Raw genomic sequence first — 14885 nt, 5'->3', positions numbered from 1 at the left:
CCTATATGCCTAGCAGTCTTGCTAGTAATGAATTGGCTACTCTTTCATCATTTGTCCCATGGATTAATACACGTCCTCCTTTAAAACAAACGATACGGTGTGTTTCATAGCGTATATGAATTAAAAAATCGTTCACTTCCACCTCACAAATAGAGGACAGACGCTCTTTTACATGCTGAAATGAAAGGTTTTCCAAATCCTTCGATATGATCTGAATGGTGTCACGCCCGCAAAGAATCGCTGTTTTTTTTCGCTGTTCATCTAAATATGGATACGTTCTATGTGTGCCGCAAGATGGACAGCTTTCCTGCTTCGTACGAGATACATCCATTTTAAACGAAGACGACTGCCACAAATCAAACGTGACAAACTTTCGCTCCATTTGCTCTTCATGCCCTGTTAAATATTTTAATGCCTCTGTCTGCTGATAAGCCGACACCATTTGGACAGCCGGAGAAATAATACCAGCTGTATCACATGTCAAACCCCCAACAGGCACTGAGGTAAACACACAAGATAAGCAAGGTGTTTTGCCCGGCAAAATGGTCATATACATTCCCTGACTGCTCACACAGGCACCGTAAATCCAAGGCGTATTTGTTTCTAAAGATAAGTCATTCATCACCATTCTTGTCTCAAAATTATCTGTCGCATCAATGACGATATTTGCTTTTCGGAATAAAGGTCTTAACAGCTCTACTCCTGCATCTTCAATAAGAGCGTGAATGGTCACTTCATGGTTGATCTCTTGGAGACGTTTTTTAGCTGCTGCCGCTTTTGGCACATGCATCTTTGCATCGTATTCAGTGTACAGCTGCTGCCGCTGTAAATTTGAGAATTCGACATAATCACGATCTACAATCGTCAAAGTACCAATTCCTGAACGGACAAGCCCTTCAGCAGACGCTGTTCCAAGTGCACCAGCTCCAACAATAAGGACATGACTTTCGGCAAGCGCAGACTGCCCTTTTTCCCCTACCGGAGGGAACAAGATTTGCCTTGAATATCGCTCGTTCAATATTGTTCTCTCCTCCTCGTTTTTATGTATCATATCATACCGTTTTCAGGTAAATCGCTTCTTTTATTGATATTGTGAAATTCATTTGGTGCCACGTTCAGTTCGTCGGCTGGAACAACCTGGACGTGAAGTTTTTGTAATAAGTCTTTGATAGCTAATTGATTCTCTTTTAAGCACGCAGAAATAAACGGAAGACTGCGGCGGTGATAAAGCGCAAATAACGGCTGTAATCTTTCCTGCACCATCGGGACCACAGCATCTACATGCTCATGGCAATAAGAAGATAAAGCGACGGCTGTCTCTTTTCGTATGAATGGCATATCACATGCCGTCACTAAATACCACTCTGCTTCTTGCTTTTGCATAGCGGTATATATGCCTGCAAGCGGGCCATACCCACGCACCTGTTCATCATCTAACCAAACAGCTTGTTCCCCTCTTGCTTTGAAAAAAGGCAGAAGCTTCGGGTGACTGATGATGATGGTTTCCCCTTTCAAAAGTTGCTCTTTCACATGTTCATATAGTGGTTTCCCCTGATAGACATGACTTGCCTTTGGCTCTCCAAAACGCCTAGAAGCACCTCCGGCTAGTATCACATTCACTATTCTCATCATCTCATCCCCTTTGATATGGTTGTTCTAATCGCACTCATTTCGCATACTTTATTGATAACATGAATAAGGAGGGTCTACCTATGAACCGGCGCCATGCTTCTCCCCTATTCCATGATCTGTCTCAAGAAAATCTATTTTTAAAAGCTGAAACGGCCAAATATCAACAGATGATTTCAGATTTACAGTCCACGTATACGTATGCTAAAAACAAGAAGCTATCTCAAGAATATCATGAGATGAAAAAGGATTTCACTCAATTAAAACAACAATTGGATGAAATGACCATTGACCAGGACGAAGCATCATCTAAAATACAGGATCTCTCTTATAGCAAATCGGAATTATTACATAAAATCGTCCTTCTTCATGAAATGCTGCAAAAGGAAACCTATCATAGACGAAAAGAAACAGAGGAAAAGCACCGATTGCATTTGAAGGTTGTAAAATATAAGGAAATGTCTCAGCAACTACAGGAGCGATTACTAGACCAAGATAAACAGCTTGCAAAAGAGGAGAAAAAAGGAAATACTTTATCCGCTGTGATTGAAAAACTGCAACAAACTCTAAGCGATAAAAACGCAGAGCTTCATTTATTACAAGAAGGCGTGCGGCATCTACAGGAGCGTTTTTATGAAACACAAGAAAAATTACTGCAAATCGAAAAAGCAAAAGAAGCCATTTTTTACGAAACGCTCACGAGCTACCAAAAACAGTTAGCCGAAAGCGAGGAATGGATCGCTTCTCATTTTGCTGATATCGACCAGTCAGCCCAAACAAATGCCGAGCCGTTCTCACAAGACCCTATTTTGCAAACGACCGAAGAAATAGGACCGATTTTGAAGAAACTAAACGAACAAGTAGAAACGCTCCAGGCAAAAGTTGATGCGGTGCAGCGGAGTGGAGAGGTCATGACAGTGAAGATCGATGGATTTAAAAAACAGCGCGACAACATGCCCAAAGAACGAAAGATTGTCTATACAGTTGATCAAAAAAAGTGATCCATTCATCACGTACGCAAGAAAAAACTGCTGGCATTTACGCCCAGCAGTTTCTTTTTTATTTATTCGTCTTCTGTTTGAATGTCGCCTTCTAAAATATACTGTCCGCGATAAGGTTTCTTCACTTCTGGGTACATTTTAATTAAGCTTTGCATAAACGTTGTCATATTTGGAATTTCAAGACCGCTCTCTTTTTCAATCTCTTTTTGAAGTTCAGAGCTTTTAATCGCCGCATTATGACGCTTTAATGTTTTGATTGCAGCTTCACGAAGCTTAGCTGCCTTTGATCCAGGTCTAGCTGTGCCTCTTCTGCGTCTTGTAGATCCTTCAGGAATACCTACAGGTGCACCATTTAGCTGACCTGTTCCTAAAGATGATGTAACGTTTGACTGCGTTTGCGCAGGCTGATTGTAGCTTCTCATTTCTTGTGCAGCCAGCTCAGCTAATACAGGCAACGAATCCGTTTTTCTCTCTGTACGCACTTCTTTTTTTGTATCTGTGACGAGACCTGTACCTTGACGGTCTAATTCTCTTAGTTTTGCGTAAATCGCATCTCGTTCAATTTGATATTCACGGATGACCTTTACTTCTGCTTCGTTTAATTGTTCCAATCGTAAACGTAACGCTTCCCTCTCATTAAACAATGGATTTCCCCCTCATCATATAAAAAATATTCTATAGTAAATATTAGATTAGAAAACTAATTTTATCAACTATTTTTTTATCATTTTACAGTTTGCTATCAGATAGGTATTTCCAACTAAAATTTTGCCAAAGAAGAAAAATCGGCACCCATTTCATTGCCACTATAGGCTTTTGACCACCTTTAAAATATTGTAAAAATTTTAAATAAATGCTTATACTACTTGATTTATATAGTTATTTACCAAACTGAAATTTCTTTTGTGCAAAAACGTTCTGAATAGTAAAAGTTAAAATCTTTACATTTTCATTTCAAAACGAAAATGTAAATAGGTCATAATACCTTTTTATTTCAGGAAATTTTTTTAATGAAATCCCTCATTTTCTCTTTTCTTAGGCATTCCACCTACAATCATATTCATCCAGTGCAATATGTCTCCTATTTTTCCCCATGAAAAAACCCCCATGAATGGGGGGAAAGCCTATTCTGCAGCCTTTTCAGACTCAGAAAGAACTCGATTGACACGTTTTTCAAGCATTTTCATACCGCTGCCGCCAGCTTGGAAGTGGCGTAAAGCACCTGTTTTATCGAATACATAGTAAGCTGGTACATATTCGTTCTCAAATGCTTCTGTTAATTTATGGTCGCTGTCTACAAAGATTGGCTGTGTGATTTCATGCTCATTTGCAACCTCTTTGATTTTTTCTAGATCTAGGTCATCCTCTGAACGTGGCATATGAACTGCGATCACGTTTAGTTGATCCTTGTATTCATCACGGAATTGGTTCACTTGCGGCATCGCCTCTTTACAAAGGTGACAGCTAACTGACCAGAAGTGGATCAATGTTGGTTTATCACCAATTAATTCTTCTCTTGTTACTTCTCCATTTAACCATTCTTTTGCACCAGTTAGTTCTGGCATTGGTTGACGTAATTTCATTTTGAAGCGCCTCCATCCATTGTATGTCTCGAAACAAAAAGGTCTAACATCAGTTAGACCCCAGCATGTAGACATACCCTTGCATTCTTTGTCAGTCCTGCGTGCTGATGCTCACAAATGTCACATTCGCTTCGCGCCAGTACTCGTCCTTCCTAGGGCTGCAAAGGTTTTCTATCACGCTGAAAAGAAGACAAAGGGCTAAAATCAAGTTCATTTTAGCCCTTTGTCAACAATCTGAAGGTCTAACATCAGTTAGACTGCTTCTTCAACTATCAATTAAAGTGTTTTTTGACCAGGCTTCCAGTTCGCTGGGCAAAGTCCACCAGTTTGTAATGCTTGAAGAACACGTAGTGTCTCATCTACATCACGACCGATATTGTTGTGGAATACTGTTTGATATTGAAGTTCGCCTTCTGGGTTAATGATGAATAGACCACGAAGTGCAATTCCTTCTTCTTCAATTAAAACACCGTATTCTCTAGATACTGTGTGGTTTGTGTCAGCAGCTAGTGGGTATTTTAATTCTCCAAGACCATTGTCTTTACGATCTGTGTTGATCCAAGCAAGATGCGTATGGATTGTATCAGTAGATACACCGATGATTTCTGCATCTAAATCTTCGAACTCATCATAACGATCGCTCATTGCTGTAATTTCAGTTGGACAAACAAAAGTGAAATCCATTGGATAGAAGAAAAGAACTGTCCATTTGTCATTCTTGATGTTTTCCTCTAAACTCACTTTACCAAATTCCTTATTAGCAAGTACTGCTTCCATTTCAAAACGTGGAGCTTGTTTTCCTACAAAACGCTCTGCCATATGTAAATCCCTCCAAAAATAATATCTTTATACAGACTTCTTAGCTGTATATAAAATGAGAATCAATAGGTTAAATTCTCATTTAGTTAATAACTTCACAAATATAATTATAATACTTAAGCGATTTTTAGTCAATATTAATTAATAATAAATTTAATTAACGATTTGTCACAATCTCTCGCTCCAACTATTAAAAGTTTAACATGACTTGCATAAGGGAACAAATGATTAGCTTCTCATTTCGCACATACATAGAAAGGTTTTGAAGATCATGAAAGCACTTGAACAAGTAGATTGGGTTTCCATCATCATGAATATCAGTATGATTTTGCTAAAACTCATTGCTATTTTTGTGATTTATTTTATCATCAGAGCGATTGGAAATAAGATGATTAAGCGTGCTTATTCAGCATTCTCTGAAAAGCATGATGTCTCTTTATCACGAGCTCAGACGCTGCAAAGTCTTACCTTAAATATTTTCGCCTACTTGCTGATTTTTATTCTAGTTGTGATGATCCTCGACTTATTTCATTATAACCCAACCGCCTTGCTGGCTGGGGCAGGTGTTGTAGGACTTGCCATTGGTTTTGGCGCTCAGGGATTAGTGAGTGATATTGTGACAGGCTTCTTCATACTGCTGGAAAAACAATTTGATGTCGGCGAGTATATAACGGTTGCTGGTTTCGATGGGATCGTTGAACAAATTGGACTGAGAACAACACAGCTTAGAAGCTTTGATGGCACTCTTCATTTCATTCCAAACCGAAGTATACTTAATGTAAGCAATCATTCACGAGGGACGATGCAGGCACTCGTTGATATCGAATTATCCCCAGATGAAAATGTGGATCAGATGATCACCACTTTGCAAGCAGCCTGTGATGAAGTTCGTGAGAGCATGCCGCAAATCATCGAAGGTCCTCAAGTCGTTGGAGTGGAATCATTTGGCTCCTCATCCCTCGTCCTTCGTATCATTGCAAAAACTGAAACGATGGAGCAGTGGCGTGTCGAACGAATTCTGCGCAAAAAAATGAAAGAAGCACTCGATCTAGCCAAAGAGCAAATAGAACCAGGATCATAATATCCTGGTTCTTTTTTGTTAGTTTTATTGAACACGCTGTTCTACTTCTTGACATATTTCATCAGCCGTCATACCTGACGCTGTAATAACAGATGCCTTTGTCGTTGTGTCTGAAATGCCAAGAACATTTGAATCTAACCCTGTGACCACATAACAGTCACACTGATCCATTTGCTGTTCATTTTGAATACGTACGACATCATACCCTTTTTGCTTCAAAAGTTCTTCTACATCGGATAAAGATGGTTCTACACCAATTCTTGTCATAATCAAGAACACCTCCTGTTCATAAGGTGTACAGGAGGTCATTTGATTATTCATTCACCTGCTTGCTTTTTAAAATAAGCTGTCATGACGTTCACAGCTGTTTCAATCGCATTTTCGTCAGGCGTGAGTTTTGCATGGTGCAGACCATATTCTGAATCTACCCCTAGCCAAAACATGAACCCAGGATATTTTTTCAGCATGTAGCCGAAATCTTCTCCTGTCATCGCTTCTCTGCATTCAATGACATTTGCAAGACCTTCTTCGGCTACATATGACATAAATTCCTCTGTCAAATCCTTTGAATTGTCCACTTCGTAATAAGCTGAAGGGTATCGAACTGTCGCCTTGCATTCGTAGCCAATTTCAATTCCCTTTGCAAGTGCTTCAATTCGTTTTCTCACCTTTTCCATAGACTCTGGGGAGAGCGTGCGAATGGTTCCATCCAGCTTTGCGTGCTGCGCAATGATATTTTGAGCAGTGCCACCTGTAATCGTGCCAACTGTAATGACGGCACTATCAAGAGGGTCCACATTTCGTGAAATCACCGATTGCAGCTGCCCTACTAGTGCACTTGCAGCCACCACCATATCATTTGCTAAATGAGGGTATGCGGCATGCCCGCCTTTTCCTTCAAGATCGATCACAAGCTCACTCGTATTAGCAAATAATAGGCCCGGCTTTGTTGCAATCGTGCCGACTGGATATTCAGGTGCAATATGCAGCGCTGTAATAAAGTCTGGCGTCCACTTTTTTAGAACATCACTTGCAAGCATTGGTTCAGCTCCGCCTGGCCCTTCTTCTGCCGGTTGGAAAATAAATAGCAGATCTTCTTTGATTGGCTGATGCACGAAATGATCAATGATACCAAGAGCAATGGTCATATGAAGATCATGTCCACATGCATGCATGTAGCCTTCATGTACCGATTGAAATGGGTAGCCCGTTTTTTCAGGGATAGATAATCCGTCCATATCTGCACGATACGCAAAGACACGCGTAGGATTTGTCCCTTTTACTTTCACAAAAAGTCCAGTCCGCCATGTTTCCATCTCGATTCGATCTGTTGAGTACGATTCGAGATGCTTGATGAGGTAAGCTTGTGTTTTAAATTCCTTAAAACCAAGCTCAGGAATTTGGTGCAAATCTCTTCGAATGGATATTAATTGCTCACGATTTAACAAGTGAACTCGCTTCCTTTCCTCTATACGAATAAGACGTGGATATATCATCCACGTCTATGTCTTCTGCTGCGAATTGTGTCAATTAAAGCTGACGCAGTTCTTGTTTGATTTCAGTTTTACCTTTTGTTTTTTCATCAATGTCTTTAATTTTCTTTGCAGGTGTACCTGCTACAACCGTGTAAGGCTCAACATCGTTCACAACGATCGCTCCAGCTGCTACAACCGCACCTTTCCCAATTGTCACACCTTCTAAAACAACAGCGTTTGCACCGATGACAACATCATCTTCTACTACAACTGGCTTAGCAGAAGGCGGCTCAATAACACCTGCAAGAACAGATCCCGCACCGATATGACAGTTCTTACCTACTGTCGCACGGCCGCCAAGAACAACGTTCATATCAATCATCGTACCTTCACCGATGACTGAACCGATATTAATAGAAGCACCCATCATGATGACTGCATTATCGCCAATTTCCACTTGATCACGAATAATTGCACCTGGCTCAATACGTGCTTTGATGTTTTTCAAATCCAACATAGGAATCGCAGAGTTACGACGGTCATTTTCCACGACAACATCTTCAATTTTGTCTTTGTTTGATGCTAGAGCTTCTTGAATTTCGCTCCACTCACCGAAGACAACACCTGTATTGCCTGTAATAAATGTTTTTGCATGTTCACCAAATTCAATACCTTCTAAGTCACCTTTAATGTAAACTTTAACAGGTGTTGATTTTGTACTATTTTGAATAAATGAAATAATTTCATTAGCGTCCATTTGTTTCATGTATGTATGTCCTCCTCTTAATTTATACTTCATTACTGTACCAAAGGAGAGTTTTAATGACAAGTGAAAGAATCGTCTGCGCCTTGGCAAATAAAACAAGCGGGCCTCTTTATCCCGCTTCTTGCTGGTGAAGATGAACAAATTGTCTACCAAAAGAAATCAATTCCTCTTCCTCGTTTCCTTCTGGATTCAGCTCAATTTTGATGGATGGCAGGACGATATCACCGCCCAGCTCCTTCACTTTTTCTTCAATTAAATCCACAGCTCCGCAAAAATGTTCATAAGATGTATCTCCAGAACCGAATACAGCAAATGCTTTACCCGTCAAATCAAGCTCTTCCATTTCCTCATATAGATCAATAAAATCATCTGGAAGATCACCATCTCCCCAAGTATATGCACCTAACAGAATGTGCGAGTAATCATGAAGAAGTTCAGCATCAATATCCATCGCTTCATGCCGGTCCACGCTAGCCCCAGCTTCCTTTAATCCTTTTTCGATTAAATCAGCCATTGCTTCTGTATTTCCTGACATTGTGGCATACACCAATAAAACTTTTTTCGTCACTTTTTCTTCCTCCTTATTAATGAATCAGTGCAGGTTCCTCATAAGGCCTGACAAACTTACTTTCATATAAACCCGCACAGAAAAAATTCTCCTTTTGATTGGCGACACGAAAACCATGCCCTTTGATCGTATCAAACCACTTGAGCTCTTTTTGCTCTATATCAAGCTGATACACCTTAGAAAATCCATGCTCGTCCTGTGAGGTGGTCACATACACAATGCCGTTATCCTCTGACACATCCAAAAATGATTCCTCTCGCGCAAAAGCTTGTGATTGAATATCATGCAGCATATTTGTATGTAAGTCTAAAATTTGAACAGACCCTTTTTTCCCTTTTTTAGATCCCAACGCACAGACAAGGAGGTGTTCCCCGCAAAGCAGCATAGAAGCAGTCATTCGGTGCTCTTCTCTGTTTAGGAGAAAAACCTGTTCACTTTGCAAGTCATACACCCATATTCCTCCATGCACCTCATGAATCTGTGTTCCAATATAAAGATAATCGCCCGCTACACATAATGAGCGAATAACAGGGGGCTGATTTACATGAGCAAATGGCTTCATAATTTCCCAGGAAATTCCGAAATCGGTTGACACATAAATACTATGCTTTCCATGTGCGCATACAAACCCATCTTTGCGTCCTGTAATAGACCAAACAACTGCATTTGTCGGAAAAGATGATAGCGCCCATGTGTGGCCCTCATCTCCTGATCGTATGACAGTTCCATTTTCACCAACACCGAACAAATAAGGACCAATATAACTGATAGCGTGGATTTTATGCTTAAGCTTAAAAAGCTGCTGCCATCCGCCCTCCACACTGTAATGGAAAATACCTTCTCGTTTGACAGCAACAAAGTAGCCGCCACTTTTAGACGCAGCAACAGCTGTCGCACCTTTATGAAACATGATTTTCAACTCTTTTCTCAGACAATGATGCCCACGTTAAAAAGCTCGTTGCAAACTCCTCACAGCACGCCACATCTTCATCTGTATCTGGCGCAAGTTCCATTTTCAATGTTTCAGGAAATACGGATGCACCTGTCGATTTCAGCATGTCATGAAAAGTATGAACAGCCTCGCAAAACTTCGGATAACTGTAATCCCCTGATCCAAATACCGCCGCTTTGATGTGACTAAGTTCAAGAGCTGAGACCTCTTCATAAAAATCTTCAGCTTCATAAGGTAAATCACCGTCACCCCATGTGTAAGAGCCGATCATGACATAATCGTATGAAGAAAGATCTTCTGCGCTTGTGTCGTCAAATTCCATCATCTCTGTCTCTATCCCTTTTCCTTCAAGCGTTTGTTTTAAGATCGCTGCCATATCTTCCGTATTGCCAGACATACTCGCAAATGCAATTAGCGCTTTCATCTATTGGTCACCTCATCTAAATGATAATCATTTTCAATTATTATATGTACACTTTAAATGATAATGATTTTCATTGTCAAATGTTTTATGAAAAGGTGCTGTTCAAAATAAACATGACGTACATCAAAAAACCGCTCATTCCAATTGGAAGGCGGCTTTAACTGATCATCACTCTATCTCTTTGTGATGTACTCTTTTTTTATTTCTGAATAAAATATGGACCGCAATCGGTTTCGTGCGTCATCACAAATGTCCTGACATACAGATCGCTATAGTCCATGTGTCCGTCTGTATACGGCAGTTCCTTCACTGACAGGTCAGCAGCGTTTTCAAACAGATACGCTTCTTGAGTAAATTGATAAAAAATCGTACATGTATGCTTTGATTGCTGATGAAAGGCGTTTATCGCTGCCTCTTTTTCAAGGCATTCAACTTTTCCCCAGCTGCATAAGTGCCATAGGAAACCATCCATCCCAATCTCTTTTTGTTCTTCTAAAGAAAGATGACTTGCAAAACGTCCACGCCATCTCTCGCGTAAATAAGTTCCCCACTTCGGTATATCCATCTTCTTTTTTTGTTGATTTCTCATCATTTCTTCCAGCTTTCTGCTTTTTCAGTATGAAACAGGTAAATCTATTAGAAACCTAATCAAACCACTTATCCTAAAAAAGCACCTCCTCTTCTAGAAGTACTTACACTGCCTCACTTTCAAGCATTTCTTTCACCACACCAACAAATGCTTGAACTTGTTTTAACTGAAAAGAGGCTTCATATCCTAACAGCCACGTGTCACGTCCGATTTGCTCTCCATTTGCGTCTACGAGCGGGGTTTTGTGTACGCTTTTCTCATGATCATATAAGGTGACCGAAGGCAAAATGGCGTAGCCGATACCGTGATAGGCCATTTGTTTACATGTCTCAATCTGGTCCACAAGAATCGTCTGTTTTGGCGACACTTTAAACTTTTGATGCCACCAGTGCTGAATTTCTTGATAATAGGTGCTATCACTTTTAAATTGAATAAACGGGCGTTCTGTCTCAATTAACTCATCCACGTCCTTGATGACAGAATCGACTAAATATAAATGATCGGTCATTAAGTATTCCTTTGTGCCCTTCCAATCAGGATTCCCGCGAATGATGCCAATGTGGACATGGTCTTCATACAGACTTTTAAGCATCTCACTGCTCCAGCCGGTCACAAGAGATACTTTGGCATTTGGGTATTTCTCGACATACCGCTTCAGCACCTTTGGCAGCCAGTGCTGACCAATAATGGACGCAACTGCAAGCTTGAGTGTACCGTGTATGTCTCCTTCAAGCTCATCAATTCTCTCTCGCACTCGATCCTGCTCAGTCGTAACCTCTTTGGCAAATTGAATAATTTGTTCACCTGCTGAAGTCACTGTCAAGCCTTTTTGTGAACGAAAAAAAATTTTGGTTCCCCACTCTTTTTCAATCGTTTGCAGTCTTTGAGATAAGGCAGGCTGAGAGACAAAGAGCCGCTCTGAAGCCTTTCTCATATTCAATTCCTCACTAAGTACAACAAGCATATGTAACTCTTGAAGCTGCATGGGCGCCCTCCTTCTCTTGATAAGTTTTTCTTATTTTATATAGTCATTATATAAATAATAGCTTATGAAGGCAAAAAAAATAAGCTGGGCTGCAGCTCATTTTTTTGCGGAATGAATGACTTCATTTAAGCGCTTTAATACAACACGCCGAGTGAAAATTCCTTCGAATACTTGCTCTTCATTTTCCACACAAACAAATCCATTATTCGTCACAGCGTGAACGCCTTTTAAAACAGGATCCGTCGTTTTCAGTCTTGGAATATCTGATAGCATGACCTCTTCTACCTTCAATTGGTCGAGCTTTTCAAATTCAATTCGTTCTAAACCAAAGATTTTATCCATGATCATATTTGTTCCAATTAACCCGTGAAGGTGATAAGAAGCATCCAGAACAGGTATGGCTGTATATCCTGTTTTTGTCAGGACCAATAGGGCGTGCTCAAGATTATTTCCAATTTGAACGTGTGCCACTTTATCTGCATCAATCATATGCTCAGCTACTGTTGACTCAAGTAATTGAGCCGGTTCTATCTCTATCATGTTTCTTCGACCCCTTTTCTCTCAATCATCAATCATACATTCCCCTTTAACATTAAGCATAAACTAAAACGAATTTTGTCGAAAGATTTTTTTCTGCATAAAAAAGATACTCAGCGTAGAGTATCTAATAGAATGTTCAATCGATATTAATTCTCAAACCTTACTCTGTCATACAATGTGATCAATTTCTTATACGTATTGTCGTCGACATTTTTTGTTCCACATTCTATATCATTGATCTCACTGCTTAGTAATTCGACAGCATATTCCTGATTCAGTAATACGTTTAATAATAGCTTTTTCTCTTCTTCATTAAAACGATTTTCGATGACGCTCATTCAACATCAGGCCCCCTGTTTCATATATGCTTTTATATTGATTAGCAGGCGTTTGAATGTCTGCTTCCTCTCTATACAGCTAGAATAAGGAACTAGAATCGAATCGTCAACCGCACGTTTCGACAACGTTTGGAGAAAAATGACGGAATTTATTTTGTGTATCGATTGGCGTAGCAAAATGCTGCGTATGAGTCGGGTTTTATTTTTGCTTCAATTCCCATGGCTGTGATCATTCCGGTCATTTCCTGGATCAGCTCTTTTGTACTTCCTTTTTTGCCAATATCTAGATGGACTTCAAAACGAAGGTCTGCCCCTTCCTCAGCAAACGGAAGAAGCAAATCCATCAGTTCTGTTAAAGGTCCCTCAAGGATGTCTGCACATACCTTTTGGCTAAACGCTGTCTCTAATGAAATTTTTTCTCTAAGACTTTGTACAGGCCGATTCAACACTTGCTGCGTGAGACAGCCCCAAGCTCCTTTGCCGATCCGGTGAAGATGAATTGCAGTCATAAATGTTGTGACATTCTGATTGACCTGAGAGTCCGTACCAATTGATAGTACATAAACAGATCTCGGGTCTTTTTGAATAAAGTCTTTCAATCTCATGACAACATCAGAAAACGCTAAATGCTCTTCAGAAAGATTAAAGAAAAAAGAATCACTCACAGAAAGGAACTCCTTTTTAACGGTCTCTTATCCGAATATTGCACTGAATGATCATCTTCCATTTGTTCATCACTTATGAAGTGTATGCTTCCGCAATCAACGAAGGAATTCTCAGAAAAAACATTTCATACGATTCAGCTTAGGATTGTAGAAGCTCAAAAATCTCAATCGAAATCATATCAATGTTGTCAAATGGGAAAGTGTTTGGCTTATCCCCTTGTTGAAAAACAGTCAATTCAAACGTTTGATTCTTTTCGAAATACTTAACACTACAGATTTTCTCACCGTTCACTTCGAAATAACGCTGTGCCGGCTCGTTTGCAGCTTCTGCTGTCTCTTGAAGACTTTGCAGCCTTGTAATGATACCCATTAATTGTGACATTCTAAAAAAAGACTCCTTTCAAAAAAACAACTCAAGATGAACCCGTATTGATTATACACAAGTCCTACAAAGCATCATACCATAAAGTGTTCTCAGATGATATTTTTCCTCTTGAATTCAAAAAAAGAAAAAGAATCTGTTTTTTTATTTTGAGTCTTTTTTCTTATCTCATGCATCTTGTTTTTTATAAACCGGCCGATCTCATCAGGCGTTTCGCAATTTCGTCAAAATCTTCTTTTGAAATACCTGGAGCAAACTCTTCCGGCAAATCTCTATAATCTGGCACGGGTGCACCTTTTGGCGTGCCCTCAATAACTGTCAGCGGCTTTCCATCAATCGGATGGTTTCCTTTCCAAATTTGATTGATATCCTTATAATCCGTATCACTAAATGTATACAGTTTTGTATGAATATTCTGATCTTCAAACTTTCTTGCAGAGTCAAAGTATTTATTGTCGAGATTTGGAATTGGCAGCATCTTCCCAACATCTACCCCTGTCGCTACCTCAAGGGCTTTTGCATACGCCACAACATGTACGCCGCCTCTGACAAGTAAATAACCGATCATTTCTCTTGCCGTAGGGTGATCCGTCATTTCATATACGCGCATTTTATGCGTACGAGCTCCGCACTCTAGGAAGAAGTTATGAAGAAGATCCAGAATCAGATTACCACTTGAGAACACATTCTCACCTGTCCACGGCTTTGCCATGGAGTCAAACGGATAGCCTGTTTGTGCCGTTTGGATAAAATGCTGCGTATTTCGTTTATCAACAGCCGCTTTCATCGGGGTCGTATCTGGATCGCCCCCATGGGTGGTTCCCGTAATCATGAGATTGACTGCAGTTGTCACAAGCTCTACATGACCGAATTCTTCAGCTGTAATACTTGATACAAGATCATAAAATGGTTTGAGCTTTCGTTTCCCTCTAAAGTTAAACGATTGAAACATGTAGTTATTTAATGTGGACATTTCACCAAATTTTCCGCCGAGTAATTCTTGCACAGCCGCTGCACCATTTGCATCTGGGTGATCTGGCATTGGTAAATCAATCAGCAGCCGCTTGTCACGTTTGATCATGACTTTT

At 40.1% G+C, this 14885-nt stretch carries 20 protein-coding genes; 2 read left to right on the top strand and 18 right to left on the bottom strand.

Annotation, left to right across the window (positions count from 1 at the left end; all coding sequences use genetic code 11):
• Position 1: 1 nt before the first annotated feature.
• Together M2353_RS07070 and M2353_RS07065 are read right to left on the bottom strand one after the other, a co-directional pair.
• Positions 2-1018, bottom strand: a complete 1017-nt coding sequence (locus M2353_RS07070) for a ThiF family adenylyltransferase (protein ID WP_284725187.1) — start codon at positions 1016-1018, stop codon at positions 2-4.
• A gap of 29 nt (positions 1019-1047) precedes the next feature.
• The gene (locus tag M2353_RS07065; RefSeq protein WP_019743805.1) at positions 1048-1629 is read right to left on the bottom strand and encodes a molybdenum cofactor guanylyltransferase; all 582 of its coding nucleotides are present in this window, start codon (positions 1627-1629) and stop codon (positions 1048-1050) included.
• Between the two features lie 83 nt (positions 1630-1712).
• On the opposite strand from M2353_RS07065, the gene M2353_RS07060 reads away from it, so the two are divergent.
• Positions 1713-2630 carry a coiled-coil domain-containing protein gene (locus M2353_RS07060; RefSeq protein WP_079920060.1) on the top strand — a complete coding sequence of 306 codons (918 nt, stop codon included), beginning with the start codon at positions 1713-1715 and terminating at the stop codon, positions 2628-2630.
• Positions 2631-2692: 62 nt separating this feature from the next.
• On the opposite strand, the gene M2353_RS07055 is transcribed toward M2353_RS07060, so the two are convergent.
• The 3 genes from M2353_RS07055 to ahpA form a co-directional block, all read right to left on the bottom strand.
• Complete coding sequence (locus M2353_RS07055) at positions 2693-3274, bottom strand: Rok-like winged helix domain-containing protein (protein ID WP_007498648.1); 582 nt, start codon at positions 3272-3274, stop codon at positions 2693-2695.
• Positions 3275-3754: 480 nt separating this feature from the next.
• Positions 3755-4213 (bottom strand): TlpA disulfide reductase family protein, encoded by a 459-nt coding sequence (locus tag M2353_RS07050; RefSeq protein WP_008345174.1) that lies wholly within the window; start codon positions 4211-4213, stop codon positions 3755-3757.
• Between the two features lie 276 nt (positions 4214-4489).
• On the bottom strand, positions 4490-5032 hold the full coding sequence (gene ahpA, locus M2353_RS07045; protein ID WP_007498654.1) for a biofilm-specific peroxidase AhpA: 543 nt from the start codon (positions 5030-5032) through the stop codon (positions 4490-4492).
• A 271-nt stretch (positions 5033-5303) separates the two neighbouring features.
• Between ahpA and M2353_RS07040 the strand changes: the two genes are divergently transcribed.
• Positions 5304-6113 (top strand): mechanosensitive ion channel family protein, encoded by an 810-nt coding sequence (locus M2353_RS07040; RefSeq protein ID WP_284725186.1) that lies wholly within the window; start codon positions 5304-5306, stop codon positions 6111-6113.
• Positions 6114-6137: 24 nt separating this feature from the next.
• Here M2353_RS07040 and M2353_RS07035 read toward each other — a convergent pair whose 3' ends face one another.
• The 13 genes from M2353_RS07035 to M2353_RS06975 all read right to left on the bottom strand — a co-directional run bounded on the left by M2353_RS07035 (position 6138) and on the right by M2353_RS06975 (position 14878).
• The gene (locus M2353_RS07035) at positions 6138-6380 is read right to left on the bottom strand and encodes a YkuS family protein (protein ID WP_003211408.1); all 243 of its coding nucleotides are present in this window, start codon (positions 6378-6380) and stop codon (positions 6138-6140) included.
• Between the two features lie 50 nt (positions 6381-6430).
• Positions 6431-7609, bottom strand: coding sequence for an N-acetyldiaminopimelate deacetylase (locus M2353_RS07030; protein WP_284725185.1), 1179 nt, complete (start codon positions 7607-7609; stop codon positions 6431-6433).
• A gap of 34 nt (positions 7610-7643) precedes the next feature.
• On the bottom strand, positions 7644-8354 hold the full coding sequence (dapD, locus tag M2353_RS07025; RefSeq protein ID WP_008347987.1) for a 2,3,4,5-tetrahydropyridine-2,6-dicarboxylate N-acetyltransferase: 711 nt from the start codon (positions 8352-8354) through the stop codon (positions 7644-7646).
• Positions 8355-8463: 109 nt separating this feature from the next.
• Positions 8464-8922 (bottom strand): flavodoxin, encoded by a 459-nt coding sequence (locus M2353_RS07020; protein ID WP_008347989.1) that lies wholly within the window; start codon positions 8920-8922, stop codon positions 8464-8466.
• Between the two features lie 16 nt (positions 8923-8938).
• Positions 8939-9832: a WD40/YVTN/BNR-like repeat-containing protein gene (locus M2353_RS07015; RefSeq protein ID WP_249670228.1), complete on the bottom strand. Its 894-nt coding sequence runs from the start codon at positions 9830-9832 to the stop codon at positions 8939-8941.
• On the bottom strand, positions 9822-10298 hold the full coding sequence (locus tag M2353_RS07010; protein ID WP_008347992.1) for a flavodoxin: 477 nt from the start codon (positions 10296-10298) through the stop codon (positions 9822-9824). The genes M2353_RS07015 and M2353_RS07010 overlap by 11 nt, the downstream gene beginning before the upstream one ends.
• Before the next feature lie 199 nt (positions 10299-10497).
• The gene (locus M2353_RS07005) at positions 10498-10887 is read right to left on the bottom strand and encodes a DUF4275 family protein (protein WP_284725184.1); all 390 of its coding nucleotides are present in this window, start codon (positions 10885-10887) and stop codon (positions 10498-10500) included.
• A 103-nt stretch (positions 10888-10990) separates the two neighbouring features.
• Entirely contained in the window at positions 10991-11872 is an 882-nt protein-coding gene (locus tag M2353_RS07000) for a transcriptional regulator CcpC (RefSeq protein ID WP_007498669.1), read from the bottom strand.
• A 96-nt stretch (positions 11873-11968) separates the two neighbouring features.
• Positions 11969-12412, bottom strand: coding sequence for a cyclic-di-AMP-binding protein CbpB (gene cbpB / locus M2353_RS06995; protein WP_007498671.1), 444 nt, complete (start codon positions 12410-12412; stop codon positions 11969-11971).
• 146 nt (positions 12413-12558) lie between these two features.
• Positions 12559-12750 (bottom strand): antirepressor AbbA, encoded by a 192-nt coding sequence (gene abbA / locus M2353_RS06990; RefSeq protein WP_008347999.1) that lies wholly within the window; start codon positions 12748-12750, stop codon positions 12559-12561.
• A 149-nt stretch (positions 12751-12899) separates the two neighbouring features.
• Complete coding sequence (locus tag M2353_RS06985; protein WP_142154910.1) at positions 12900-13415, bottom strand: ribonuclease H-like YkuK family protein; 516 nt, start codon at positions 13413-13415, stop codon at positions 12900-12902.
• Between the two features lie 139 nt (positions 13416-13554).
• Positions 13555-13797 (bottom strand): YkuJ family protein, encoded by a 243-nt coding sequence (locus M2353_RS06980; RefSeq protein WP_003212254.1) that lies wholly within the window; start codon positions 13795-13797, stop codon positions 13555-13557.
• A 184-nt stretch (positions 13798-13981) separates the two neighbouring features.
• Positions 13982-14878 (bottom strand): manganese catalase family protein, encoded by an 897-nt coding sequence (locus tag M2353_RS06975; protein ID WP_019743902.1) that lies wholly within the window; start codon positions 14876-14878, stop codon positions 13982-13984.
• Positions 14879-14885: the final 7 nt, after the last annotated feature.

This window comes from Bacillus aerius (assembly GCF_029894105.1).
Classification (GTDB): Bacteria; Bacillota; Bacilli; order Bacillales; family Bacillaceae; genus Bacillus; species Bacillus altitudinis.
This window is presented reverse-complemented; position numbering and strand designations above follow the sequence as displayed.